The following is a 23,941-nucleotide window of genomic DNA, read 5'->3' as shown; positions in this document are numbered from 1 at the left end:
CAGCGAGGTTAGCTAGCGGTCAGGTCATTCGTTGTAGATATCCAGTTCGCCGACATACTTCTTCTGGATCGCGGCATAGGTGCCATCGGCGTGGATCGCGGCGATGCCTTTATCGAGCAGGGCCTTGAGCTCGGGATCGGTCTTGCGCAGGCCCATGGCGATGTCCAGCGGCAGGGTCGGATCCTTGATCGCCGGGCCCGACTTGAAGCCTGCACCTTCGGGCTTGGAGAGGAAGTTGAGCTGGGCTTCGAGCTTGTCGGTGACGGTGGCGTCAAGGCGGCCGTTGATCAGGTCGGCGTAGTTCTGGTCTTGGGACTGGTAAGCCTTGACCTGGGCACCCAACGGCGCCAGCTTGGCGCGGGCATAGGCTTCTTGCAGCGAGCCTTGCAGCACGCCGACTTGCTTGCCCTTGAGAGATTCTGCGGTTTCGCCAAAGTCGGCACCATTGCGCACGATGACTGAGGTGGGGCTGAGGAACAGGCGCTCGGTGAAGGCGATCTGCTTGAGCCGCGCTGGGGTGACGGCCATCGACGACATGATGGCGTCGAACTTGCGTGCGCGCAGAGCCGGGATCATGCCGTCGAACTCGTTGTGCACCCAGGTGCATTTGACTTGCAGCTTGGCGCAGATGGCATTGCCCAGCTCGATATCGAAGCCTTGCAGGCTGCCGTCGGCGGCGACCGATTCGAACGGGGGGTATTCGGGGAACACGCCGAAGCGGATTTCAGTCCACTCCTTGGCCTGGACGGCGGTGGCGCACAAGGAAAGCAGAAGGACGCCGAGGCGTTTGCGCATGCGGATCATATGAAGGTCCCTGGGTGTTGTTATTTGAAGTAGGGGCAGTTCAGAACGGTCGGTTGCTGTTGTTATGGGTGACTCATCGGTCAGGGGTCAGGATGCGCGAGCTAGAGGGGTTTTTTGTGTCGTTTGGTGTGTGCTGGGCTGACCGATTCGGTCGTTAGGCGCGTGATGGCAGCGCAATCGGCTGTCGCGACATCGGTTTATAGAAGTGCGACAGCGGTTTTAGCGTGGGTTATGGCGTTTTGGGGCCGGCAATGCAGGCCCCAAAACAGCGTTCAGGCAATGCGTTTGACGCTGGCCACCTTCGGCTGCAACAGCGCATACAGATCCTTCGGATTCTCAAGCGCCGGCACCAGCGCGATGTCACTGCCAATCTCCAACGCCTTGGCCACATCCAGCACATAACGCAGCGCCGAGTAATCCTCGATGGCAAACCCAACCGAGTCGAACAGGGTGACCTGCACGTCACTCTCGCGCCCGGCGACCAGCCCCTGGACCACCTGCCAGAATTCAGTGGTCGGCGAGTCCGCCGGCATCTGCTGAATCTCACCCTCGATGCGGCTCTGCGGCTCGTACTCGACGATCACCCGCGCTCGCTCAACGATCTCCCGGTGCAACTCGGTCTTGCCGGGGCAGTCGCCGCCCACGGCATTCAGATGCATGCCCGGTTCGATCATCTGCGGGGTGAGAATGGTCGCGTAAGCCTTGTCGGCAGTCACCGTGGTGACGATGTCGGCGCCGCGTACCGCCTCGGCCACGGAGCCTGCAAGGGTCAATTTCAAGCCCGGGTAGCTGGCCAGGTTGGCCAGCAGCTTGGCCGAAGCGTCGCGGTCGATGTCATACAGGCGGATCTCCTCGATCCCCAGCATGGTATGGAAGGCAATGGCTTGGAATTCGCTCTGCGAGCCATTGCCGATCAGCGCCATGCTGCGGCTGCCAGGCCGGGCCAGGTAGCGGGCGGCCAGGGCCGAGGTGGCGGCAGTGCGGATGGCGGTGGTCAGGGTCATTTCGCTGAGCAGCACCGGTGCGCCGGTGTCGACGTCGCCCAGAGCGCCAAAGGCCATGACCGTGAGCAGGCCATTGTGGGTGTTCTTCGGATGGCCGTTGACGTACTTGAAGGCATACAAGTTGGCGTCCGATACCGGCATCAACTCGATCACCCCGTCAGGCGAGTGGTTGGCCAGGCGTGGGCATTTCTCGAAGTCGTGCCAGCGCAGGTAGTCCTGGCGGATGTACTCGGCCATTTCGCCAAGGCAGCTGGGCAGGCCCTTGCGGTTGACCAGGCGGGCGAGGTCTTGCACGTCGATGTAGCGGGTCATGAGGGTCTCCTTCAAGGGTCAATGGCGCACGGGCAGGTGCACTTCGGCGAGCATGCAGCGGGCGCTGCCGCCGCCGATGCGTTCGATATGGTCGATGTTCACCACCACCGGCTGGTTGTGCCGCTCGACCTGGCTGCGCTGGCGGCTGTCGAGCGAACGCCAGGCGCTGCGCGACATCACCAGCAGGGGTTGGCCTTGTTTGTCGTGGACTTCGAGCATGTTGCCGGCGAAGTTCTCCAGGTGCTCGAAACCCAGGGCCAGGATGTCCTTGCCGGTATCGCGCAGCGAGTGTTCCAGGGCCTTGCGTTCATGGGCGTGGGGCAGGGCATCGAGGCAGGCGACGGCGAGTTGGCGGCCTACATTCATCATTACGTTGCTGTGGTAGATCGGCGCCTGTTGGCGATCAACGGCATGGAACAGGCACAGGCGATAGTCCAGCTGTTCGGCGAACTGGCGCAGCGCGGTCTCATGGGTGCGGTCGGAGTGGCAGGCGTAGCTGATCCGGTGTTCGCGGTCCAAAACCATGCTGCCAGTGCCTTCGAGGAACAGATTCTGCTGCTCCAGCGGGCTTAGATCGATGGTCTGGCCGATGCTGAAACGCTCGCGGATAACCTGCAAAACGCCCTTGCCGCGCTCCAGTCGGCGGTTGTGGCCTTGCATGGGGTAGAGCACCAGGCTGCCGTCGGCATGGCTGCTCCACCAGTTGTTGGGGAAGATCGAATCTGGGGTGTGCGGCTCGGGCGTGTCTTGCACCACCAGCACCTCGACTCCGTGCTGGCGCAAGGTGTCGACGTAGCCATCGAACTCTTCCAGTGCTTTGCGGCTGGCGCTTTCTGGATCCAGCGGGGCCTGCTGGAAACGGTTGTTGCTGGCGGTGTCGGGGTTGAAGGCGAACCGCGCCGGGCGAATCATGAGGACGGTATTTGTTGTTTGCATTAGGGCACGCATCCACAGGTGGGCTGTGTGTCCATTGTCCGCCCAAGGGTGATGAAATCCCGGCTGAAGCGCGGCTGGTGCTCAGCAGCTCCAGCTGAAAAAGTGGGGTGTGCAGCCGAATCGGCTGCACACTGTCAAAGCCGCGCCGGTCAGGCTTGGCTCACGTGGAACAATTCTTCAGCCAGCTGAGCATAAAGCGCGTGTTCTGCTTGGCGACGGGTGCTTAGCAGCAGCCTGCCTGCCAGCTCATACAAGCCACTCTCGCCAGGGTAGCGATTGGAAACCAGATCGATGCGTTGCAACACGCCGTCGATCCGCCAGACCAGCCCAGGCACCGCCTGGGTTTGTCGCTCCAGTTCAGCGATAAAGCGTTCGGGCACGGCGGGGCCACTGTAGGGGCCGGGGCTGGAGGTTGCCTCGCTGAGTTCATTGAAGTACTCCGAAGCCGCTTCCCAGTCTCGCGCCAACGCCTCGAACGAGACCGGACGCAAGCGCCGGATCCAGGCCTGCCAGAAGCGTTGCTCGCTGGCCCAGTGCGCCAGGTAACGAGCATCTGTCTCGCCCTCAACAGCCACTGCCAGGCGTTCTAGCGTCGCCTCGCTGAGGTTGGCCAAATAGCCAAAGGCGATCTGTCCGGGCTGCTCGGGCAAGCCCAGCCGGTCTGCGAGGTAGATCCGCGCAACCAGCGCCATTTCGATTTCATCCAGCGGGCTTTGCGGGTTGCTCAACAGCGCGTCGCTCAGATCGTCATCAGGGTGCAAGACGGGAGCCGCCTGGCGCGCTGCGTCGTCTTCTGCGGCTGCCAATGCGTTACGCCGAGCGACGCGGGCGTCGTACACGGCGGCGACTTGCCCATCCAGGCGGCTCTGGCGCGCCATGGCGGTGGCCACGGATACCGCCACGGCCTCGTCGCCAGCACCTGCTTGGGCGGTAGAGACGGCGCGCCAGATCGATACCTCTGTTTCTACTTGCTGGAACAGCAGACTGGCCTGATCAACGCACGCTTGGGCGGCGGCATCGATCTGGTTGACCAACTGTTGCTGCAATTGCGCCAATCCCCAACCGCCGTCTTCGCCGGCAACCGGTTGCAGGCCTAGCACACGCAGGATATGCACGATCCGTTCGCGCATCCGAGGTGGGCTGGCGACATATTCCGGCGTATCTACCATGCGCTCGAACAACCGGTACAGCGGTGCCCACATGGGGTCCTCGGCGTTGGCTTGACGCTGCGCTTGCAAGTCGTCGGGAAGCTCTATAGCCCAGGCTTGCTCGGGCGATACGTCAAGTGCGTCCAGGTCGGGAATGGCCGCTAGAGCTGCATCACGCAAATTGACTTGGGCTTGTTCGTTGAATGGGTTGCCGTCGAAGTCGTAGAACGTCTGCTCTTCACGGTTGCGGATCGCTTCGGCAAATGCGCTGTCATGCAGCGCGGGCGCATCGACCAAGCGGTTGCCGCTCAGGTCCAGTGACCGCAGTACCAGCGGGCGTTGGCCCATAAGATCCGGCAAACCCTGGGGCCACTCGCTGAGTTCACACTGATCGAGATCCAAAGACTCCAGGTGCTGCCAACCGGTTACATCGGGTGCCAGCTGCAATGGGTTTTCCCCCAAGCGCAGCGAGCGCAGGCGAGTCAATTGAGCGAGTGCTGCGCGGCTTTCGGCGGTCAAGGTGATGGCATTGGAGCCGAGGCTCAGTTCGCTCAGTGCAGGCCAGCCGTGCAAGGCTTGGAAATGCTCGGTTTGCAGGGTCAGGGTGTTAAGGTCGAGTTGCAGCGCTTGCAGGTGTTGCAACTGCGCTAGTCGTTGCAGCGCTGCAACCGGAAGATTTTCAGCGGCATCGGTCAGGTTCAGGCGCTGTAGCCGCGCCAGACGAGTCAGCACATTGAGGTTTCGTTCGCCATCGAGCGGGAGGAAGTTCTCCGCGACATCTAATGCTTGCAACTCGCGCATCTGGGCGATGGGCTCAGGCAGCCAGCGCAGCATATTGGAGGAAATGTCCAGTAGCTGAACCCGCGGGAAGGCTTGCAGAAAGCCCTCCATGTTCATCGCTTCGCCGCTGTGTGAACCGTTGACCATGAGCACCCTGACGTGTTCGAGTTGGCTTGGCAGGTTGGGTAGCGGGCCCAGGTGCTCTGCCTGCAGGATCAGCCCCACATCACCCGGCTGGCCCTCCCGGCGCCAGGCTTGGCGTATCCGCCGCGCAGCCTCGGTACGTGTGGCCCTTCTTTGCTCAAGCGCGCCTACTGCGATGCCCTCGGGATCGTTGATCCAGGTATCGAGCGTGCGGTTGAGCCGTTGCAGGTCGGTGCGTAGACGTTCCAGCAATCTACTGAACGCGCCTGGGCTGTTGCCTGCTTCCTCGCGCAAGCGCTGACGTAACCATTCACGATCTTGCGGCTCGCGGCTGGGAAACAGCGCATCAAACGCTTGCTCATCAGTTGTCCAGCCTTGGCCGCGGCCGCTGAGTGAGTAACCGATACGGCGCTCTTGTGGCAGCCGCGTTGGTAGGCGGTACAAGGGGCGCACTGGCGCCAGCCCCAGTTGCCTGGCGGTATGCCGCCGATCTATCGAGGCCTTTTCGAACAACGCATCGCGCAGGCGCAGCGGTTGATGAATCTCAAGTTTCATTGCGACCCGCTCGGTATCGGGCAGTGCGTTGAGAATCGCCTGGTAGATAGTCATCTTGCTAGCCAGGGCTTGGCCGCGTTCATCATAGGGTTGGTAGCCCTGCGCGCTGCGCACCAGGGTTTTGACCGGCCGGCCCTCGGCGCCGCAGGCCTTGAGCAGCGGGCCATGTGGGCTGCCTTGGCGCAGTTCGAGGCGCACATCGTTGGTCCAGCCGGGTAGTTGCTCAAGCGTGCCGAAGATCAACGCATCACGGTCCTGGGCTGGGCCGCTTTGTTGATAAAAGCGCTGCAAAGCGCGGTCGATGCGCGCTTCACGCAAATACACTCGGGCCGTTTCGGCGATCGACAAGGGCAGCCGGCCGCTCTGTTGCATCTGCGTGACGTCCTTGGCATCAGCCTTGGCCAGGATCTCAGCGCGGGCCCTTGAGCTTAGCGATGGGAAGTCGTGCGCCAGTGCGCTGGCGTCTGTCCAGCGGCTCTCAGGCCCCGCTGCACCCGTTGCATCCAGCGCTTGCAGGCTGTCGAGCAGCATGGCGGGCGCGGCTTGCTGATCGACCATCACGCGGCGTAGCGCCGCTTCGCTGTAGCCACTGCAGCGCAGCGCGCGCAACAGGGTTTCATCGCTCACCGCAGGCTCGCACCTGGCGATACGCCTGAGCAACTTGGCGGTATTCCAGGCCAAAGGTTGCTCGTGTTCAAACTGCCAGGGTATTTGGCCGTTACCGAGCATTCGCGGTTGATACCGATGGCCCTTGGCAGGCGCCAATTGCCAGCCACCTTCAGGGTTTTGCTCCACGGGCAATGCCTTGCCCTCGAGGCTTAGCCAGTGCTTGCCTTGCCAAAGGTGCGGGCCTTGGCCGTCGCTGGCGGTGCCGGCGGGCCATGGGGTTAGCTCGATGAAAGGCTTGAGATCGCCGTGCCACAAGCGTGAACTTGATTTGCCGGCAAAGCTTGTCCAGTGCTCCAGCGGACCAGGCGGTTCGATTGCCGCATGTGCAGCCCCCAGTACAGCGAACTGCACCAGGCTATCGAACACCTCGAAGAGATGCTCGATGGCCGCATCCGTTTCACCTTCCTCGAGGGCGTGGACCCCTTCGAGAAATTCGTTGACGATCTGCGCGCCTCCTATCACCAACATGACTTGAGCAAGGCCTGGAAGGAACAAACTGACCACGTTCAGCACCGTCAGGCCGACGCCGAACCAACCCAGAATTCGCTCGCGTTGCGCCTGGGCGTCTAATTGCGCGGTCGGGACGGCGAGGGTGACGGCATCGTCAAGTGTGCTCTGAACTTGGTTGCTGGCGCGGGCAGTGAAGCAGTTGCCGGGCCACTGAGTGAACGTCAGGCTCAGGCGGGCATTTTTGTCCAAGGTTTCCTGCCACAGCTCATGTGGGGCGGGAAACGCACGCTTGATCCAGCTGAACGACTGGCCTTTTTCCAGTACCGGTGGTGTGGGATGAAGGGTTGCGTAGGGATAGCGCGGATAGAGCCTCTGGCGCAGCCGGGCGATAAAAGTAGGGCGTTGCCCGTGGCTGACGTAACGCGTGAAGAATTGGCGAAAGTGGGTGTTCCATAGCCTTCGAGTCAGCGCGGCTCCAGCGGCCTGCAAGGAGGGATACTGGCGCACTGCGCCCTGCTGATCACCCGGTAAATAAAGAAGGCAGGGTTCGGTTTGCCCTTGGGGCTCGCGGCGCACCAGCAGCGGGCCGCTCAGAGGTACGCCTAAGACGCTCAAGTAGCCACATTGCAGGCGCGTCGAGCCGTGTACTGAAGGGATCTCGACCGCTCCTGCCAGGGCGGCTTCGCCCAGCGCTTGCCCCCGGCTGTCGAGCCGACCCTGCATCTGTGCGCAGCTGAGCTCGGCGGCAAAAGCGGCGTGGTCCTGGGCGCGCAACAGGCTGCGAAAAATGTCGTTGTCGACATGATCGCGCAGGTGGTTCAGATAGCGCTGGCCCAGGTCAAGGTTGCGGATGCCCTTGACGAACCTGCTCGTATCCAGCGCCATCCGCGCGCCATCGGCTGAAGGATAAAGCCAAATTGGCGTGTCCGGCTTCAGGTTTTGCAAAGCGGCCTCCAACCAGGACATCGATCGGTGATGGCCCGGGGTGCGATCGCTGAGTACTGCTTGGTCAACCTGGGGCAGCGTCTGGCCGGGATACCAGGACTTAAGAGCGTCGTGCAGCAGTGGCCGGCAGAAAGTCTCGACCGATTGGATAGAGGCCATGGCCTGCTCCAGCTTGCGGGTGGCCTTATGACTGAGCTGCAGACGGCTTTTCAGCGTGCTGCGCTGCGCAAGGGTGCTCTGTTGCAGCCAACTCGGCATTCGTTGATGGATCAAGGCAAGGTGATGAGGCAGTGCGTGAGACATGAGCTGCTCCTGGTGTGTGGAGCAGCGAGGCTAAGCAAACGCCAGTGCCGGGGTTGTGTATCCGGTTACTACCTGTGCCGGACAAGGCTTGAGTGGGCGGGCTCGACACCTTGCTCACGCAAGCGCTTGTATAAGGTGGTGCGGCTGATACCCAGGCTGCGGGCCAGCGAGGAGAGGTTGCCGTTAGCCGAGCGCAGCAGTTCAACCAGGCTGCCGGTTGCCGGCGCATTGCCTGGCAACGCGCAACTTTCTGAAGGACCAGAGTGTGGTTCAGCAAAACCTTGTGGTAGGTGTTCGATGCTGATCGCAGCGGTGCCAGCGAGTGCCAGTGCCACTTGCAGCACGCTGCTCAGTTGCCGCAGGTTGCCAGGCCAGGGGTGGTTGAGCAAAACCTCCATCACTTGGGCAGTCAGCTGCTGGGGTTGCCCAGCCTCGCAATAGCGGGCATGCAGTTGCTCGATCAACTGACGCTTATCGCTACGCTCGCGCAGCGCTGGCAGTGTCAGGCTCAGGCCAGCGATGCGATAGTAGAGGTCTTGGCGAAATGAGCCGTCGCGCACTTGCACGGCCAGGTCGCGATTACTCGCCGAAACCACCCTGATGTCCACCGCTACCGGCTCAGCGCTGCCCAGCGGTTGAATGCTGCGCGATTGCAGCACCCGCAGAAGACGAGCTTGGGTGGCCAGTGGCATGTCGCCGATCTCATCGAGAAACAGGATGCCCAGGTGGGCCTTGCGGATCAGCCCAGGGTTGCCTTTGTGGTGGGCACCGGTAAAGGCGCCTTTGTCATAACCGAACAGTTCCGACTCCACCAGCTCGGCTGGGATCGCTGCACAGTTGACCGCCACCAGTGGTTGCTGGGCACGGCTGCTGGCGCGGTGCAGGGCTTGCACGAAGACTTCTTTGCCGACGCCCGTTTCGCCCTGGACCAGCACCGGGATGTCCTTTTCCAGCAGTAGCCCAGCCTGGGCCAAGGCCTTCTCCACACGCGGGTCGCAGTTGCCGCTGCGCTGACCAGTGCGCGGCTTGCGTGGGGCGTGCCATTGGCAATGCAAGCGGTTGCGCCCGGTCGCTTGCAAGGCAAACGGCTGGCCCTCGGCTTGCGCCAGGATCTCGCGTAGCGGGATCTGGAACAGCTGCTCCAGATTGTGCTGCAGCGGCACCCGGCCCAGCAGGCTATCGGCCCGGTGGTTGGCGGCCAGTACCCGACCGTGTTCGTCGAACAGCAGCAGGCCGGCCCATGAGCTGTCGAGGTTATCCGGACCACTGTTGAACAGCAGCTGGTGCAATTGATCGGCATGCCGGGCGAGGATCAGCCGGTTCTCCAGGCTCTGGCTCATCATGCGCACCAGGCCCAGGGTTTGAGCGGCGGGCAGATAACCATCGCTGGCCACATCGAGCACGCCAATCAGGCCTCGCTCGGCATCGAACAACGGCGCAGCGGCGCTGGCCATGTAGCGATTCTGGCGCAGGAAGTGCTCGTCCTGGCTGACATGTATGGCTTCGCCGCAGATCAGCGCGGTGCCCAGGGCATTGGTCCCCACGCCTTGCTCGCGCCAGCAGGCTCCAGGGCAGAAACCATGTTGTTGGCGCGGCTCGACAAAACGCTGCGTACCCCAGGTCTGCAGCAGGCAGCCAGCGGCATCGGCGAGCATGACCAGATAGCTGGAGTTGCCCAACAGGTGGCTGTATTGCGGCATGACCTCATCTCGGGTTACGCGCAGCAGGGCGTGCTGGCGTTCGAGCAGGGCGTTCAGTTGCACGGGGGTTAGGCAGTCGAAATCCGGCGCGCCGTGGGGCGCCAGGCCGTGCTCGCGGCAACGCGCCCAGGAGGCCTGGATCAATTGGGCATGGGTCGATGCGGATGCGGCCATGGGCCTGTCCTGTGTGATTGTTGTTTTGTGCCGACCGCAGTTCAGTGTTGTTCAGCGCTGTTCATTGTCAATGCCGGGTCTGTTCAGTTGTGCAGCGAAACTGTTCATTGGTGTTCAGTCGGCTTGTGCTGGCAACCAGCGTTGATGCCTCGCGGCTCGGTGATAGAGCCCTCGCCCCTGGCCTGGCACGGATCTGGCTCTGGTCTGCGCACAACAACGACAAAAGGCCACGCCATGTCCCTGGTGCTTGAGCAGGTCAGCCGCAGCGTCGACAACCAGCCTTGGATTGTCGATGCCAGCCTGCGTTTCGAACCCGGCTCGTTCAACGTGCTGTTGGGTCGCACCCTGGCCGGCAAGACCAGCCTGATGCGCCTCATGGCCGGGCTCGATCGGCCTGATCGTGGTCGGGTGCTGATCAATGGCCAAGACGTTACCGGCGTGCCGGTGCGTCAGCGCAACGTGTCGATGGTCTATCAGCAGTTCATCAATTACCCGACCCTGACGGTCTTCGAGAACATCGCCTCGCCCTTGCGCCAGGCACGTCTGGCGGAGGACGAAATTCGTCGGCGGGTGCAGGAAACGGCGCAGATGCTGCGCATCGAGGCGTATCTGCAGCGCTTGCCGTTGGAGCTGTCCGGCGGCCAGCAGCAGCGCACGGCGATGGCCCGTGCGCTGGTCAAGGACGCCTCGCTGATCCTGTTCGACGAGCCGTTGGTCAACCTCGACTACAAGTTGCGCGAGGGGCTGCGCCAGGAGTTGCGCGAGCTGTTCGCCGCACGCAACTGCATTGCCGTGTACGCCACCACCGAGCCGAACGAAGCGTTGGCCTTGGGCGGTACCACGACCCTGGTTGATCGAGGGCGGATTATCCAGAGTGCAGCCAGCGCCGAGGTCTACCACCACCCGTGTAACGAGCTGGCCGCCGAGCTGTTTTCCGAACCGCCGATCAATCTGGTGCCCGGGCAGATCGCCGGTAACGAAGTCAGCCTGGCCGGCGCGGTGCACTTTGCCCGCAACGCCGACCTGCGCCGGCTGGGCGATGGCCAGTACCGCTTCGGCGTGCGTCCCAGCCATATCACGCTAGTGCCGGCGCATGACGATGACCTGGAGTTGCCGGTGCTGGTGGAGTTGGCCGAAATCAGTGGCTCGGAAACCTTCCTGCATGTGCGCAACGAGCACTGGCGAATGATTCTGCACCTGCCCGGTGTGCACGAGTATCAGGTCGACACGGCCATTCGTGTATTTGTCCCGACCCACAAGCTGTTCGTCTTCGACAGCGCCGGAGCACTGGTGCAGGCGCCTGGCCTGCGCGAAGCGAGGAGCGCCTGATGGCCGAGATTCGTTTGCGCCAGTTGGCTCACAGCTACAGCCGCCAGCCACGCTCATCGGCCGACTATGCCTTGCATGAGCTGGAGCATGTCTGGGAGCAGGGTGGGGCCTATGCCTTGCTTGGGCCGTCGGGCTGCGGCAAGTCGACCTTGCTCAACATCATTTCCGGTTTGCTCAGCCCCTCCCAGGGCGAGGTGCTGTTCGACGGCAAACCGGTCAATGAACTGTCGCCGCAGCAGCGCAACATCGCCCAGGTGTTTCAGTTCCCGGTTGTCTACGACACCATGAGCGTGTTCGACAACCTGGCCTTTCCCCTGCGCAACCAGGGCCTGGACGAAACCCGGGTGCGCGCGCGGGTGGCGGAGATCGCCGAGGTGCTCGACCTGGCTGAGGTACTGAAAAAGAAAGCGCGCAACCTCAGCGCCGACGAGAAGCAGAAAGTTTCCATGGGGCGTGGCCTGGTGCGTGATGACGTCTCGGCGATCCTCTTCGACGAGCCGCTGACGGTGATCGACCCGCACCTGAAGTGGAAGCTGCGGCGCAAGCTCAAGCAGATCCATGAGCAGTTCAACATCACCATGATCTACGTCACCCATGATCAGCTGGAGGCCTCGACCTTCGCCGACAAGATTGCGGTGATGCATGGCGGACGGATCGTCCAGTTCGGCACCCCGCGTGAGCTGTTCGAGCGCCCGCGGCACACCTTTGTCGGCTACTTCATCGGTAGCCCCGGGATGAACCTGATCGAGGTGCGCGCGCAGGCCGATGGGGTGGGTTTTGGCGACGTCCACCTAACGCTGCCAGCAGGCTTGCGCGAGCGTCTGGCGGAGCAGCCGGGCGGGCGCCTGCAGGTGGGTATCAGGCCGGAATTCGTGCAGGTTTGGGAGCGGCCGCTGGACGATACCTTCGAGGCGCTTGTGGTGGATGTGGAGGATTTGGGCACCTACCGCATTGTCACGCTCGATTTGGCCGGCACCCCGCTCAAGGCGCGTATGCCAGAAGATCGGCCGGTGCCACAGGGACGCGCCTGGGTCAGCTTGCCGAGCCAGTGGTTGATGCTCTATGTCGATGATCTGCTGCTGGAGCTGGCGCCATGAACAAGGTGCCGAACAACAAGGCCTGGTGGTTGGTGCTGCCGGTGTTCCTGCTGGTCGCGTTCAGCGCGGTGATCCCGATGATGACCGTGGTCAACTATTCGCTGCAGGACATCTTCGATCAGTCCAATCGCTACTTCGTCGGCACCGACTGGTATCGCCAGGTGCTGCGAGATCCGGCCCTGCACGACGCGCTGTTGCGTCAGTTCATCTATTCCGGTTGCGTGCTGCTGATCGAGATCCCGCTGGGCATCGCCATCGCCCTGACCATGCCGACCAAAGGCCGCATGGCCTCGGTGTGCCTGATCGTGATGGCCATCCCGCTGCTGATTCCATGGAACGTGGTGGGCACCATCTGGCAGATCTTCGGCCGCGCCGATATCGGCCTGCTCGGGGCTACCCTGGCGCAGTTGGGGGTGAACTACAACTATGCCGGTAACCCCTTCGATGCCTGGGTCACGGTGCTGGTGATGGATGTCTGGCACTGGACTTCACTGGTCGCGCTGCTGTGCTACTCGGGCCTGCGCGCGATCCCCGATGTGTATTACCAGGCTGCGCGCATCGACCGCGCCTCGGCCTGGGCGGTGTTTCGGCATATCCAATTGCCCAAGCTGAAGAATGTGCTGCTGATCGCGGTAATGCTGCGTTTCATGGACAGCTTCATGATCTACACCGAGCCTTTCGTGCTCACCGGCGGCGGCCCCGGCAATGCCACCACCTTCCTCAGTCAGACCCTGACGCGCATGGCCGTGGGGCAGTTCGACCTAGGCCCGGCAGCGGCGTTCTCGCTGGTGTATTTCCTGATCATCCTGCTGGTGTCGTGGCTGTTCTACACGGCCATGACCCATGCCGACAAGGACTAGGCCGATGACCCTGCGCAAGACAGTGCCCTTGCTGCTGTACTTCTTCTTCCTGCTGGTGCCGATCTATTGGCTGCTGAACATGTCGTTCAAGCCCAACAGCGAGATCCTCGGCGGCCTGACCTTGTGGCCAGAGGCATTCACCCTGGATAACTACAAGGTGATCTTCACTGACCCCAGCTGGTACACCGGCTACCTCAACTCGCTGTACTACGTGTGCCTGAATACCCTGATCTCGCTGGCAGTGGCGCTGCCGGCTGCGTATGCCTTCTCGCGCTACCGCTTTCTCGGCGACCGGCACCTGTTCTTCTGGCTGTTGACCAACCGCATGGCACCACCGGCGGTGTTCTTGCTGCCGTTCTTCCAGCTGTATTCCTCGATCGGCCTGTTCGACACCCATATCGCCGTGGCCCTGGCGCACTGCCTGTTCAACGTGCCGCTGGCGGTGTGGATCCTGGAAGGCTTCATGTCCGGCGTGCCCAAGGAAATCGACGAAACCGCCTACATCGACGGTTATAGCTTCCCGCGTTTTTTTGTGAAGATTTTCATCCCGCTGATCGGCTCGGGGATCGGTGTGACGGCGTTTTTCTGCTTCATGTTTTCCTGGGTCGAATTGCTGCTGGCGCGCACCTTGACCTCGGTCAACGCCAAGCCGATCGCCGCGGTGATGACTCGCACCGTGTCGGCCTCGGGCATCGACTGGGGGGTGCTAGCCGCCGCCGGGGTGCTGACGATCCTGCCAGGCATGCTGGTGATCTGGTTTGTCCGTAACCATGTGGCCAAGGGCTTCGCCTTGGGCCGGGTGTAGGAGGGCGACGCGATGGAGTGGATGGCCTGGACCTTGCCCACTGCGCTGTTTTTCATCGCAGTGGGCCTGATGCTGTTGGGCATGACCGTGCTTGAGCTGCGCCGGCCGTGCATCGAGCGGCGTGGTTTTCTGCCGATTGTCACCACCCGTGGCGACCGGCTGTTCATCGGTTTGCTGGCCAGTGCCTACCTGCACCTATTGATAATTGGGGTCAGCGACTGGCCGTTGTGGGTGGCCTCGCTGTTGTCGCTGGCTTGGCTGGTGCTGGTGCTGCGCTGGGGATGACTGGCGCCGTGGAATAACTCAATCGGGAGATCACAATGTTCGATAACGACAACAAGCGGCGACATTTGACCCTGGCCGCGGTACTTGTGCTAGGGCTGCAGGGCAACGCCTGGGCCGATCAGTACGAGGACGCGGCGAAGAAATGGATCGACAGCGAATTCAAGCCCTCGACCCTGACCCCGCAGCAGCAGATGGACGAACTCAAGTGGTTTATCAAAGCCGCCGAATCGTTCCGTGGGATGAAGATCAACGTGGTTTCGGAAACCATCACCACCCACGAGTACGAGTCCAAGGTACTGGCCAAGGCCTTCAGTGAGATCACTGGGATTGCGCTGACCCACGACCTGCTGCAAGAAGGCGATGTGGTGGAAAAGCTGCAGACCCAGATGCAGTCGGACAAGAATATTTATGACGGCTGGGTCAACGACTCCGACTTGATCGGTACCCATTTTCGCTACGGCAAGGTCGAATCGATTACCGACATGATGGCCAACGAAGGCAAGGCCTACACCTCGCCGACCCTGGATCTGCAAGACTTCATCGGCATCTCGTTCACCACAGCGCCAGACGGCAAGGTCTACCAACTGCCCGACCAGCAGTTCGCCAACTTGTACTGGTTCCGCGCTGACTGGTTCGATCGCCCCGAGCTCAAGGCCAAGTTCAAGGAGAAGTACGGCTACGAACTGGGTGTGCCGGTGAACTGGTCGGCCTACGAGGACATCGCCAAGTTCTTCACCGAGGACGTCAAGGAGATCGACGGCAAGCGCGTCTATGGCCACATGGACTACGGCAAGAAAGACCCATCGTTGGGCTGGCGCTTCACTGACGCCTGGTTCTCCATGGCCGGCGGCGGCGACAAGGGCCTGCCCAATGGCCTGCCGGTGGACGAGTGGGGGATACGCGTTGAGGACTGTCATCCGGTTGGTTCCAGCGTTACTCGGGGTGGCGACACCAACGGCCCAGCGGCGGTCTATGCGACCCAGAAATATGTCGACTGGATGCGAGCCTATGCGCCCAAGGAAGCCCAGGGCATGACCTTCTCCGAGGCAGGCCCGGTGCCTGCGCAAGGCAACATCGCTCAGCAGATCTTCTGGTACACCGCGTTTACCGCGGACATGACCAAGCCCGGCCTGCCGGTAGTCAACGCCGACGGTACGCCGAAGTGGCGCATGGCGCCTTCGCCGAAGGGGCCGTACTGGGAGGAGGGGATGAAGCTCGGTTACCAGGACACAGGCTCCTGGACGTTCTTCAAATCCACTCCCGAGAAGCAGCGCTTGGCGGCCTGGCTGTATGCGCAGTTCGTCACTTCCAAGACCGTATCGTTGAAAAAGACCATCGTCGGCCTGACGCCAATTCGTGAGTCGGACATCAATTCCCAGGCCATGACCGAGCTTGCGCCCAAACTTGGCGGCTTGGTGGAGTTCTACCGCAGCCCGGCCCGGGTGCAGTGGACGCCGACCGGCACCAACGTCCCGGATTACCCGCGCCTGGCCCAGTTGTGGTGGAGCCATATCGCCGAAGTGGCCAGTGGCGAGAAGACTCCGCAGCAGGCGCTCGATGGCCTGGCCCGCGATCAGGACCGCATGCTTGAACGGCTTGAACGCTCCAAGGCGCAGGCGACCTGTGCGCCCAAGCTCAATCCGGAGAAAGATGCCCAGTATTGGTTCGACCAGCCGGGTGCACCCAAGCCTAAGCTTGAGAACGAGAAGCCCAAGGGCGAGACGGTGAGCTACAGCGAGTTGCTCAAGTCGTGGGAGGCGGCGCGTAAGTGACTTGAGGGTGATGCTGTACGTGCCAAGGCGCAGAGCGTTCTGCGTGGGAGCGGGCTTGCCCCGCGATGAGGCCGGTGAGGGCTGCATGAAATTCAGTGCATAAAAAAACGGCACCTGCTAAAGGTGCCGTTCTCTATTCAACTCACTTATGCAGCTCTTCGGCGGCAAACAGTGTGTTCTCCAGCAAGCACGCCCGGGTCATCGGGCCCACGCCGCCCGGTACCGGGGTGATCCAGCCTGCGCGGGGCAGGGCAGTCTCATAGACCACGTCGCCCACCAGCTTGCCGTCTTCCTGGCGGTTGATGCCGACGTCGATGACGATGGCGCCTTGCTTGATCCACTCACCCTTGACCAGGCCTGGCTTGCCAGCAGCCACCACCACCAGGTCGGCGCGGCCGACGTGGCCGGCCAGGTCCTTGGTAAAGCGGTGGGTGACGGTCACGGTGCAGCCGGCCAGCAGCAGTTCCATGGCCATTGGCCGGCCAACGATGTTCGAAGCGCCCACTACGACCGCGTTCATCCCATACAGATCCTGCCCGGTGCTTTCCAGCAAGGTCATGATGCCTTTGGGCGTGCACGGGCGCAGCAGCGGGATACGTTGGGCCAGACGACCGACGTTATAAGGATGGAAGCCATCGACGTCTTTGTCCGGACGGATGCGCTCGAGCAGCAGCGAGGCGTCCAGGTGTGCCGGCAGCGGCAGTTGCAGCAGGATGCCGTCGACCGCTGCATCGTCATTGAGGCGATCGATCAGCTCGGTCAGGGCTTGCTGCGTGGTATCGCTAGGCAGGTCGAAGGCCTGGGAAATGAAGCCGACCTCCTCGCAGTCCTTGCGCTTGTGCGATACATAGACTTGGGAAGCGGGATCGGTGCCGACCAGGATCACCGCCAGGCCTGGCGTACGCAGGCCTTGCTGGCGACGCTCCACGACACGTTGAGCGATCTGCTGGCGCAGGCTGGCGGCGATCGCCTTGCCATCGATAAGGTGTGCAGTCATAGACGCGTGATTAACCATCGAGAAAGGAACATATAGAAGCGCGCATTCTCGCACGACACGGCGCGAGGGCAAAGGCGGGTGGTCGGGCAAATCCCCTAACCCCTTCAATAATTTAAATTTTTTAGAGAAAGAGGTTGACGCTTTTGCAGCTCGTCTATAACATTCGGCGCACTTGTCGGGCACAGCCTAGCACTGGTTGGCTAAGTCGGGCAGAATGAGTGGTTTAACAGCTTGACTGATAAGCCTCATTCGGTCAGGCGGCATGCTTATGCGCCCGTAGCTCAGCTGGATAGAGCATCCGCCTTCTAAGCGGATGGTCGCAGGTTCGAGTCCTGCCGGGTGCGCCATTAGGCGGCATAGGCACGCAAGTGAAGTTGTAGCGCGATATGGTGGGCGTAGCTCAGTTGGTAGAGCGCCGGATTGTGATTCCGGTTGTCGTGGGTTCGATTCCCATCGTCCACCCCATATTCTGCAAAGGCGCCTTGATTGTTGGATCTGGCGCCTTTGTTTTAAGTGTTACACGCGGACGTGGTGAAATTGGTAGACACACTGGATTTAGGTTCCAGCGGCGCAAGCTGTAAGAGTTCGAGTCTCTTCGTCCGCACCATGTTTCTGTAAGCTTCAATGCAACACTGCAACACCGCAATATGGTGGGCGTAGCTCAGTTGGTAGAGCGCCGGATTGTGATTCCGGTTGTCGTGGGTTCGATTCCCATCGTCCACCCCATATTTTTCGAAGGCGCCTTGATTGTATAATCAGGCGCCTTTTGTTTTATCTGCTTCACGCGGACGTGGTGAAATTGGTAGACACACTGGATTTAGGTTCCAGCGGCGCAAGCTGTAAGAGTTCGAGTCTCTTCGTCCGCACCATTCCCCTGCTTTCAACGGCCATCGAGCGCGTGTGAGGGCTCTAAAAAAATGCCGCCATGTGCGGCATTTTTTTTGTTCTGGCAGTGTCCTGTTCAGTGTTTTTTTTGGCGTTACCGTCATTCGCCTGGCGCTAGCGATTATGGGTGCGCAAGGCTGCAGGCCTGATCGTGCCTGGCTTTTCGGCTGTTCTATGAGTTTGCTTGGGTTGGTCGGATTCTTGCTTGCGAATGTCACCTCGCCAGCCTGCCGGCTGCGTCCCTCGTGTAAAAAAAGGAACTGACCATGAAAGTCTGCAGCGCGACCCGAGAAAACTTTTACAGCCTGCTTGGCGCGGTATTTCAAGCGTTGGACAAGCGTCCGGTGGTGGCGGAGTTGGGTGTGTTGCGCGGGGAGAATGCGTTGAAGCTGCGCGCAGCCCTGGCGCCAGAGCGCATGGTTTTGATCGATAGCTGGAGCAAGGCCTCCAACGAGGCCTACAGTCCATTCGAGGAGCTGCCGTCGTGGGTCAGCCCGGTCGATGCCTATGAGTACTACTATGGTGGCTCATTGCACGATGAATCGACCTGGGACAGGCTCTACGACGAGTGCGCAGCGAAGTTTGTCGATATGCCCGAGGTGACGATGATTCGCTCCGATACCATTGGTGGGATCGAGAAGGTTCGCCAGCAAACCGGTATCCAGCAGTTCGACCTGGTCTATGTCGATGCCAATCACCAGTATGAATACGTGCTGCGCGACATGATGCGCTATCAGGAGTTCCTGGGTGAAGATGGCATCATGATGCTCAATGACTGCTGTCACAGTGAGAACGGCACCAAGCAGAATCTGGGCGTACTCGAGGCGCTGGGTAGCTTCCTCAAGCGTTCAGACTTCATTCCTGTGGCAATGACCAACACCGATTGGTCGGATGTGATCCTGGTGCGCCGTAACTCGATGCTGGTACAGCTTGTCGATATGGCACTGGCCAACTCTGATGTGCCCTATGTCGAAATCCCACATCAACTGATCACGGCGGCGCGTGTGGTGTATGGCGCGCAGCGTCACAATATCAGCTTCGTGTGAAGGAGGAGTGGCGTGCGCTGACAGGCTGCGCTGGTGGTCGGTTGTCGGTGCTGCTTGCCTGCCTCTTGTTGGTGGCTTGCCAATCGCCTCGTGAGGCGCTTGAAGCGCTTGCTGGCGAGCACCGGCGCACGGTCGAGGTGCTGGCCACTGCGGATTTTCCACTGGTCATAAGCGCTCCAGTCGGCGCGCTGCGCCCGGGTGCGTTGCGGGTCTATCTCGAGGGGGACGGGCATGCCTGGGCGACCTCCTCGCAGCCTAGCCTTGACCCTAGTCCGCGTAGGCTGTTGCTGGCTGGTTTGGCCATGGATGATCCGTTGCCTTCGGTGTATCTGGCCAGGCCGTGCCAGTTCGTCAGTGGTGAGCGGTGTGCGCCCGCGCTTTGGACTTCTGAGCGGTTTTCCGAGTCGGTGCTTCTAGCGCTTGAGCAGGCGCTCGATCAATTGAAAAAACGTTACGGCAACCAGTCGTTCGAGTTGGTCGGCTATTCCGGAGGAGGGGCGCTGGCATTGTTGTTGGCGGGGCGCCGTAGCGATGTACTGCAAGTGCAGACGCTGGCCGGTAATCTCAGCCCCGCCGAGTGGACGCGCGCGCTGCAACTGACGCCGCTTACGGGGTCGCTTGAGCCGCTGCACTACCGTCAATACCTGGCGCGGATTGCTCAGCGCCACCTGCTCGGAGGCGATGATCGTCAGGTGCCTGGGCAGGTAGCGGCGGTCTATAAAGGTCAATTGGGTGTAGCCAGCTGCGCTCAATTCGTCACTTTGCCAGGCGTCGGCCATGAGCAGGGTTGGGCGCAGGCTTGGCAGCAATGGCGCGGTCGTCCATTAGGGTGTTCTAGCGAACGCCAATAGCTGTCAGTCATCCTGCCCTCTGGTGGCGGCCTTATAAAAGCTGATAGATTTCAGTCGGTTGAAACTCCGGTCGACAAGCCGGTAGAGGAATTGCCCCAATGATTGCAAAAGAAGCCCGCCAAGCCGTGGCGCTAGAGCGTTTCGCCCAAGCCAATCCGCAGATGCTCGAGGAGATTCGCGAGCTGGATCCGCGCGAGCAGGCCCAGCAGATTGAATGGGCGTTCGAAGACGCAGCGCAGGAGCAGGGTATAGAACCCTGGGAGTTGACCCTGCAACTGATCGCCGAGAGCCCTGAACAGCTGCAAGCGATGCGTCTGGAGGTTCATCGCGAGGTGGCCGAGGCGCTGGGTATGGAGTGGCAAGAGTACTGCGCGTTCAACGAGATCGATCCCGAGCAGGGGTGATGGTCGCTTGGCCGGGTAGTTGTTTGACAAGGTTTTTCAACTGCGTGCCCCAAGCGGTGGCGTGCAGCCCTTAACGGATAGGGCCTGGCGGCTGATCGCGCAGGTCCTTGAATGAAATCGATCGGCGTGGTTTCCCGTCGTCCCGAGTGGGGTGACTTCTGGTGCGTGAGTCACTAGAATGCTTGCCCTTGATTCTGGAGTCGGGCTATCGCCGGCTAACGTCTGTGCAACGAGGAATATCCATGCAAGTTTCGGTTGAAAACACTTCCGCTCTCGAGCGCCGCATGACCATCGCCGTTCCGGCCGAGCGCGTCGAGACCGAAGTCAACAAGCGTCTGCAACAGACTGCCCGTCGCGCCAAGGTTCCAGGCTTCCGTCCTGGCAAGGTGCCAATGAGCGTCATCCGTCAGCGTTACGAAGACGCTGCCCGCCAGGAAGCGTTCGGTGACCTGGTCCAGTCGTCCTTCTACGAAGCCGTAGTCGAGCAGAAGCTGAACCCGGCTGGCGCCCCAGCTGTTGAGCCTAAGTCCTTCGAAAAAGGCAAGGACCTGGAATTCGTTGCCATCTTCGAAGTATTCCCAGAGTTCACCGTTGCAGGTTTCGAGTCGATCAACGTCGAGCGCCTGAGCGCCGAAGTGGCTGACGCTGACCTGGACAACATGCTGGAAGTCCTGCGCAAGCAGAACACCCGTTTCGAAACCGTTGAGCGCGCTGCGCAAAACGATGACCAGGTCAACATCGACTTCGTTGGCAAGGTCGACGGTGAAGTATTCGCCGGTGGTTCGGCCAAGGGCACCCAGCTGGTATTGGGTTCCGGCCGCATGATCCCAGGCTTCGAAGATGGCCTGGTTGGCGCCAAGGCTGGCGAAGAGCGCGTTGTTAACGTGACCTTCCCAGAGGACTACCAGAACCTCGACCTGGCGGGTAAAGCCGCCGAGTTCACCATCACTGTCAACAGCGTTTCCGCGCCTCAGCTGCCTGAGTTGAACGAAGAGTTCTTCGCTCAGTTCGGCATCAAAGAGTCGACCCTGGAAGGCTTCCGCAACGAAGTTCGCAAGAACATGGAGCGTGAGCTGCGCCAGGCGATCAAGACCAAGGTGAAAAACCAGGTCATGGACGGTCTGCTGGCCGCCAACCCGATCGAAGTGCCAAAAGCGCTGCTGGAAAACGAAGTCAACCGTCTGCGCGTACAAGCTGTTCAGCAGTTCGGTGGCAACATCAAGCCTGACCAACTGCCGGCCGAACTGTTCGAAGAGCAGGCCAAGCGTCGCGTTGTCCTGGGTCTGATCGTTGCTGAAGTGGTCAAGCAATTCGACCTCAAGCCTGACGAAGGCAAGGTTCGCGAGATGATCGAAGAAATGGCTTCGGCTTACCAAGAGCCAGAGCAGGTCATCAGCTGGTACTACAAGAACGACCAGCAACTGAACGAAGTGCGTTCGGTTGTGCTGGAAGAGCAAGTTGTAGATACTGTCTTGCAGAAAGCGACTGTGACCGACAAATCGGTCTCGTACGAAGACGCAGTCAAACCAGCCCAGGCGCCTGCCGAAGCTGAGTAAGCTGCCCCTCTCGTAGGAAGCCCCCACAAGCCAGCCTTCGCGCTGGCTTGTGCGTATTCAAGCCATGACTATTTGGGAGTGAGTGCAGGACATGTCCCGCAATTCTTATATTCAGCAGAGCTCTGACATCCAGGCCGCAGGCGGCTTGGTCCCGATGGTTATCGAGCAGTCCGCCCGTGGCGAACGCGCCTATGACATCTACTCGCGCCTGTTGAAGGAGCGAGTGATCTTCCTGGTAGGTCCGGTAGAAGACTACATGGCCAACCTGGTCGTGGCGCAACTGCTGTTCCTGGAAGCGGAAAACCCGGACAAGGATATCCATCTCTACATCAACTCACCGGGCGGTTCGGTGACTGCTGGTATGTCGATCTACGACACCATGCAGTTCATCAAGCCGGACGTCTCCACCATCTGCATCGGCCAAGCCTGCAGCATGGGCGCCTTCCTGTTGACCGCGGGTGCCAAAGGCAAGCGTCACTGCCTGCCGAACTCGCGCGTCATGATCCACCAGCCGCTCGGCGGCTTCCAGGGTCAGGCGACCGACATCCAGATCCACGCCCAGGAGATCCTCAGCATCAAGGGTCGTCTGAACGAGCTGCTGGCCTACCACACCGGCCAGGACCTCGAGACTATCCAGCGTGATACTGAGCGCGACAACTTCATGAGCGCCCAGCGCGCGGCCGAGTACGGCCTGATCGACTCGGTATACGACAAGCGGCAACTGGTCTCCTGATCCCAGGGGCCAGAGCGGGTAGGCGCCGAAAGCGCCTACCTGCGGACTTGAAAAAGCCCGCAATTGCCTTCATCTTGTGTTTCAAGCCTACCGGATTGGATCGATCGAATGACTGACACCCGTAACGGCGAGGACAGCGGCAAATTGCTCTATTGCTCCTTCTGCGGCAAAAGCCAGCACGAAGTGCGCAAATTGATTGCCGGGCCCTCGGTATTTATCTGCGACGAGTGCGTCGACCTGTGCAACGACATCATCCGCGAGGAGGTGCAGGAAGCCCAGGCCGAGAGCAACGCGCACAAACTGCCTTCGCCGAAAGAAATCAGCGGCATCCTGGACCAGTACGTCATTGGTCAGGAGCGCGCCAAGAAGGTGCTGTCCGTAGCGGTGTACAACCACTACAAGCGCCTGAACCAGCGTGACAAGAAGGGCGACGAAGTCGAACTGGGCAAAAGCAACATCCTGCTCATCGGGCCTACTGGCTCGGGCAAGACCCTGCTCGCCGAAACCCTTGCACGCCTGTTGAACGTACCGTTCACCATTGCTGACGCCACCACCCTGACCGAAGCGGGTTATGTCGGTGAGGACGTCGAGAACATCATTCAGAAACTGCTGCAAAAGTGCGACTACGACGTAGAAAAAGCCCAGATGGGCATTGTCTACATCGACGAGATCGACAAGATTTCGCGCAAGTCGGACAACCCGTCGATCACCCGTGACGTTTCGGGCGAGGGCGTGCAGCAGGCGCTGTTGAAGCTGATCGAAGGCACCGTGGCCTCCGTGCCGCCGCAAGGTGGCCGTAAGCACCCGCAACAGGAGTTCCTGCAGGTTGATACCCGCAACATCCTGTTCATCTGCGGTGGCGCATTCTCGGGTCTGGAGAAAGTCATCCAGAACCGTTCCACCAAAGGTGGCATCGGCTTCAGTGCTGAAGTGCGCAGTAAGGAAGAAGGCAAGAAGGTCGGTGAATCCCTGCGTGAAGTCGAGCCTGACGATCTGGTCAAGTTCGGTCTGATCCCGGAATTCGTTGGTCGTCTGCCAGTGCTGGCGACGCTCGACGAGCTGGATGAGGCTGCGCTGATGCAGATCCTCACCGAGCCGAAGAACGCGCTGACCAAGCAATATGGCAAGCTGTTCGAAATGGAAGGCGTGGACCTTGAGTTCCGCAGCGACGCGCTCAAGGCCGTTGCTCGCAAGGCTCTGGAGCGCAAGACTGGCGCCCGTGGCCTGCGTTCGATCCTCGAAGGCGTGCTGCTCGACACCATGTATGAAATTCCTTCGCAGAAGGAAGTCAGCAAGGTGGTGATCGACGAGAGCGTCATTGAAGGTAGCTCGCAACCGCTGCTCATCTACGAGAACAGCGAGCCGCAAGCCAAAGCCGCGCCAGACGCCTGATTCAG

Annotated in this window: 19 protein-coding genes and 5 tRNA genes; 17 read left to right on the top strand and 7 right to left on the bottom strand. The window is 60.9% G+C overall.

Features of this window, described 5'->3' with window-relative positions; all coding sequences use genetic code 11:
* Positions 1-24 precede the first annotated feature (24 nt).
* The 5 genes from HU737_RS13400 to HU737_RS13380 form a co-directional block, all read right to left on the bottom strand.
* A complete protein-coding gene (locus HU737_RS13400; protein WP_186555023.1) occupies positions 25-804 on the bottom strand; it encodes an ABC transporter substrate-binding protein in 780 nt (259 codons plus the stop codon).
* A 272-nt stretch (positions 805-1,076) separates the two neighbouring features.
* Positions 1,077-2,120 carry an ornithine cyclodeaminase gene (gene ocd / locus HU737_RS13395; RefSeq protein WP_186555022.1) on the bottom strand — a complete coding sequence of 348 codons (1,044 nt, stop codon included), beginning with the start codon at positions 2,118-2,120 and terminating at the stop codon, positions 1,077-1,079.
* Positions 2,121-2,138: 18 nt separating this feature from the next.
* Complete coding sequence (gene ctlX, locus HU737_RS13390) at positions 2,139-3,056, bottom strand: citrulline utilization hydrolase CtlX (protein WP_186555021.1); 918 nt, start codon at positions 3,054-3,056, stop codon at positions 2,139-2,141.
* A gap of 149 nt (positions 3,057-3,205) precedes the next feature.
* Entirely contained in the window at positions 3,206-8,050 is a 4,845-nt protein-coding gene (locus tag HU737_RS13385) for a dermonecrotic toxin domain-containing protein (protein ID WP_186555020.1), read from the bottom strand.
* Positions 8,051-8,118: 68 nt separating this feature from the next.
* Complete coding sequence (locus HU737_RS13380) at positions 8,119-9,924, bottom strand: sigma-54-dependent Fis family transcriptional regulator (protein WP_186555019.1); 1,806 nt, start codon at positions 9,922-9,924, stop codon at positions 8,119-8,121.
* Positions 9,925-10,158: 234 nt separating this feature from the next.
* Here HU737_RS13380 and HU737_RS13375 point away from each other — a divergent pair, with 234 nt between their 5' ends.
* From HU737_RS13375 to HU737_RS13350, 6 genes are read left to right on the top strand one after another with little or no spacing between them, the layout of a single operon-like run.
* Complete coding sequence (locus HU737_RS13375; RefSeq protein WP_186555018.1) at positions 10,159-11,253, top strand: ABC transporter ATP-binding protein; 1,095 nt, start codon at positions 10,159-10,161, stop codon at positions 11,251-11,253.
* Positions 11,253-12,350 (top strand): ABC transporter ATP-binding protein, encoded by a 1,098-nt coding sequence (locus HU737_RS13370; protein WP_186555017.1) that lies wholly within the window; start codon positions 11,253-11,255, stop codon positions 12,348-12,350. The genes HU737_RS13375 and HU737_RS13370 overlap by 1 nt, the downstream gene beginning before the upstream one ends.
* Complete coding sequence (locus HU737_RS13365) at positions 12,347-13,210, top strand: carbohydrate ABC transporter permease (protein ID WP_186555016.1); 864 nt, start codon at positions 12,347-12,349, stop codon at positions 13,208-13,210. The genes HU737_RS13370 and HU737_RS13365 overlap by 4 nt, the downstream gene beginning before the upstream one ends.
* Positions 13,211-13,214: 4 nt before the next feature.
* The gene (locus HU737_RS13360; RefSeq protein WP_186555015.1) at positions 13,215-14,015 is read left to right on the top strand and encodes a carbohydrate ABC transporter permease; all 801 of its coding nucleotides are present in this window, start codon (positions 13,215-13,217) and stop codon (positions 14,013-14,015) included.
* A gap of 12 nt (positions 14,016-14,027) precedes the next feature.
* The gene (locus HU737_RS13355) at positions 14,028-14,300 is read left to right on the top strand and encodes a DUF2160 domain-containing protein (protein ID WP_186555014.1); all 273 of its coding nucleotides are present in this window, start codon (positions 14,028-14,030) and stop codon (positions 14,298-14,300) included.
* A 35-nt stretch (positions 14,301-14,335) separates the two neighbouring features.
* A complete protein-coding gene (locus HU737_RS13350; protein WP_186555013.1) occupies positions 14,336-16,072 on the top strand; it encodes an ABC transporter substrate-binding protein in 1,737 nt (578 codons plus the stop codon).
* A 142-nt stretch (positions 16,073-16,214) separates the two neighbouring features.
* Here HU737_RS13350 and folD read toward each other — a convergent pair whose 3' ends face one another.
* Complete coding sequence (gene folD / locus HU737_RS13345) at positions 16,215-17,069, bottom strand: bifunctional methylenetetrahydrofolate dehydrogenase/methenyltetrahydrofolate cyclohydrolase FolD (protein WP_186555012.1); 855 nt, start codon at positions 17,067-17,069, stop codon at positions 16,215-16,217.
* Positions 17,070-17,339: 270 nt separating this feature from the next.
* Between folD and HU737_RS13340 the strand changes: the two genes are divergently transcribed.
* The 6 genes from HU737_RS13340 (at position 17,340) to HU737_RS13315 (ending at position 19,000) form a co-directional block, all read left to right on the top strand.
* Positions 17,340-17,416 (top strand) — tRNA-Arg (locus HU737_RS13340).
* Positions 17,417-17,458: 42 nt separating this feature from the next.
* Positions 17,459-17,534: transfer RNA gene (locus HU737_RS13335), tRNA-His, on the top strand.
* A 57-nt stretch (positions 17,535-17,591) separates the two neighbouring features.
* A tRNA-Leu gene (locus HU737_RS13330) sits at positions 17,592-17,676 on the top strand.
* A gap of 43 nt (positions 17,677-17,719) precedes the next feature.
* Positions 17,720-17,795 (top strand) — tRNA-His (locus HU737_RS13325).
* A gap of 58 nt (positions 17,796-17,853) precedes the next feature.
* Positions 17,854-17,938, top strand: a tRNA-Leu gene (locus HU737_RS13320).
* Between the two features lie 282 nt (positions 17,939-18,220).
* Positions 18,221-19,000 (top strand): class I SAM-dependent methyltransferase, encoded by a 780-nt coding sequence (locus HU737_RS13315; protein ID WP_186555011.1) that lies wholly within the window; start codon positions 18,221-18,223, stop codon positions 18,998-19,000.
* Here the strand turns inward: HU737_RS13315 and HU737_RS26210 are convergent.
* Positions 18,979-19,233, bottom strand: coding sequence for a hypothetical protein (locus tag HU737_RS26210; protein WP_225915755.1), 255 nt, complete (start codon positions 19,231-19,233; stop codon positions 18,979-18,981). The genes HU737_RS13315 and HU737_RS26210 overlap by 22 nt on opposite strands.
* Positions 19,234-19,302: 69 nt before the next feature.
* On the opposite strand from HU737_RS26210, the gene HU737_RS13310 reads away from it, so the two are divergent.
* From HU737_RS13310 to clpX, 5 genes are all read left to right on the top strand, one after another.
* Complete coding sequence (locus tag HU737_RS13310) at positions 19,303-19,851, top strand: alpha/beta hydrolase (RefSeq protein WP_312151376.1); 549 nt, start codon at positions 19,303-19,305, stop codon at positions 19,849-19,851.
* Positions 19,852-19,949: 98 nt separating this feature from the next.
* Positions 19,950-20,255, top strand: coding sequence for a DUF6388 family protein (locus tag HU737_RS13305; RefSeq protein WP_186555010.1), 306 nt, complete (start codon positions 19,950-19,952; stop codon positions 20,253-20,255).
* Between the two features lie 242 nt (positions 20,256-20,497).
* Complete coding sequence (gene tig, locus HU737_RS13300; protein WP_186555009.1) at positions 20,498-21,811, top strand: trigger factor; 1,314 nt, start codon at positions 20,498-20,500, stop codon at positions 21,809-21,811.
* 91 nt (positions 21,812-21,902) lie between these two features.
* A complete protein-coding gene (gene clpP, locus HU737_RS13295; RefSeq protein WP_186555008.1) occupies positions 21,903-22,544 on the top strand; it encodes an ATP-dependent Clp endopeptidase proteolytic subunit ClpP in 642 nt (213 codons plus the stop codon).
* 108 nt (positions 22,545-22,652) lie between these two features.
* On the top strand, positions 22,653-23,936 hold the full coding sequence (clpX, locus tag HU737_RS13290; protein ID WP_186555007.1) for an ATP-dependent Clp protease ATP-binding subunit ClpX: 1,284 nt from the start codon (positions 22,653-22,655) through the stop codon (positions 23,934-23,936).
* Positions 23,937-23,941 lie beyond the last annotated feature (5 nt).

The sequence above is a fragment of the Pseudomonas urmiensis genome, from assembly GCF_014268815.2.
GTDB classification, from domain to species: Bacteria; Pseudomonadota; Gammaproteobacteria; order Pseudomonadales; family Pseudomonadaceae; genus Aquipseudomonas; species Aquipseudomonas urmiensis.
Note: the sequence above shows the minus strand (reverse complement) of the source record. Positions and strands in the feature narration are given on the sequence as shown.

Bases quoted from the DNA above. Each gene is read 5' to 3' on its own strand.
- HU737_RS13400 (WP_186555023.1), bottom strand. From the start codon at position 804: ATGATCCGCATGCGCAAACGCCTCGGCGTCCTTCTGCTTTCCTTGTGC.
- ocd (WP_186555022.1), bottom strand. From the start codon at position 2,120: ATGACCCGCTACATCGACGTGCAAGACCTCGCCCGCCTGGTCAACCGC.
- ctlX (WP_186555021.1), bottom strand. From the start codon at position 3,056: ATGCAAACAACAAATACCGTCCTCATGATTCGCCCGGCGCGGTTCGCC.
- HU737_RS13385 (WP_186555020.1), bottom strand. From the start codon at position 8,050: ATGTCTCACGCACTGCCTCATCACCTTGCCTTGATCCATCAACGAATG.
- HU737_RS13380 (WP_186555019.1), bottom strand. From the start codon at position 9,924: ATGGCCGCATCCGCATCGACCCATGCCCAATTGATCCAGGCCTCCTGG.
- HU737_RS13375 (WP_186555018.1), top strand. From the start codon at position 10,159: ATGTCCCTGGTGCTTGAGCAGGTCAGCCGCAGCGTCGACAACCAGCCT.
- HU737_RS13370 (WP_186555017.1), top strand. From the start codon at position 11,253: ATGGCCGAGATTCGTTTGCGCCAGTTGGCTCACAGCTACAGCCGCCAG.
- HU737_RS13365 (WP_186555016.1), top strand. From the start codon at position 12,347: ATGAACAAGGTGCCGAACAACAAGGCCTGGTGGTTGGTGCTGCCGGTG.
- HU737_RS13360 (WP_186555015.1), top strand. From the start codon at position 13,215: ATGACCCTGCGCAAGACAGTGCCCTTGCTGCTGTACTTCTTCTTCCTG.
- HU737_RS13355 (WP_186555014.1), top strand. From the start codon at position 14,028: ATGGAGTGGATGGCCTGGACCTTGCCCACTGCGCTGTTTTTCATCGCA.
- HU737_RS13350 (WP_186555013.1), top strand. From the start codon at position 14,336: ATGTTCGATAACGACAACAAGCGGCGACATTTGACCCTGGCCGCGGTA.
- folD (WP_186555012.1), bottom strand. From the start codon at position 17,069: ATGACTGCACACCTTATCGATGGCAAGGCGATCGCCGCCAGCCTGCGC.
- HU737_RS13315 (WP_186555011.1), top strand. From the start codon at position 18,221: ATGAAAGTCTGCAGCGCGACCCGAGAAAACTTTTACAGCCTGCTTGGC.
- HU737_RS26210 (WP_225915755.1), bottom strand. From the start codon at position 19,233: ATGCCCGTCCCCCTCGAGATAGACCCGCAACGCACCCGGGCGCAGCGC.
- HU737_RS13310 (WP_312151376.1), top strand. From the start codon at position 19,303: ATGGATGATCCGTTGCCTTCGGTGTATCTGGCCAGGCCGTGCCAGTTC.
- HU737_RS13305 (WP_186555010.1), top strand. From the start codon at position 19,950: ATGATTGCAAAAGAAGCCCGCCAAGCCGTGGCGCTAGAGCGTTTCGCC.
- tig (WP_186555009.1), top strand. From the start codon at position 20,498: ATGCAAGTTTCGGTTGAAAACACTTCCGCTCTCGAGCGCCGCATGACC.
- clpP (WP_186555008.1), top strand. From the start codon at position 21,903: ATGTCCCGCAATTCTTATATTCAGCAGAGCTCTGACATCCAGGCCGCA.
- clpX (WP_186555007.1), top strand. From the start codon at position 22,653: ATGACTGACACCCGTAACGGCGAGGACAGCGGCAAATTGCTCTATTGC.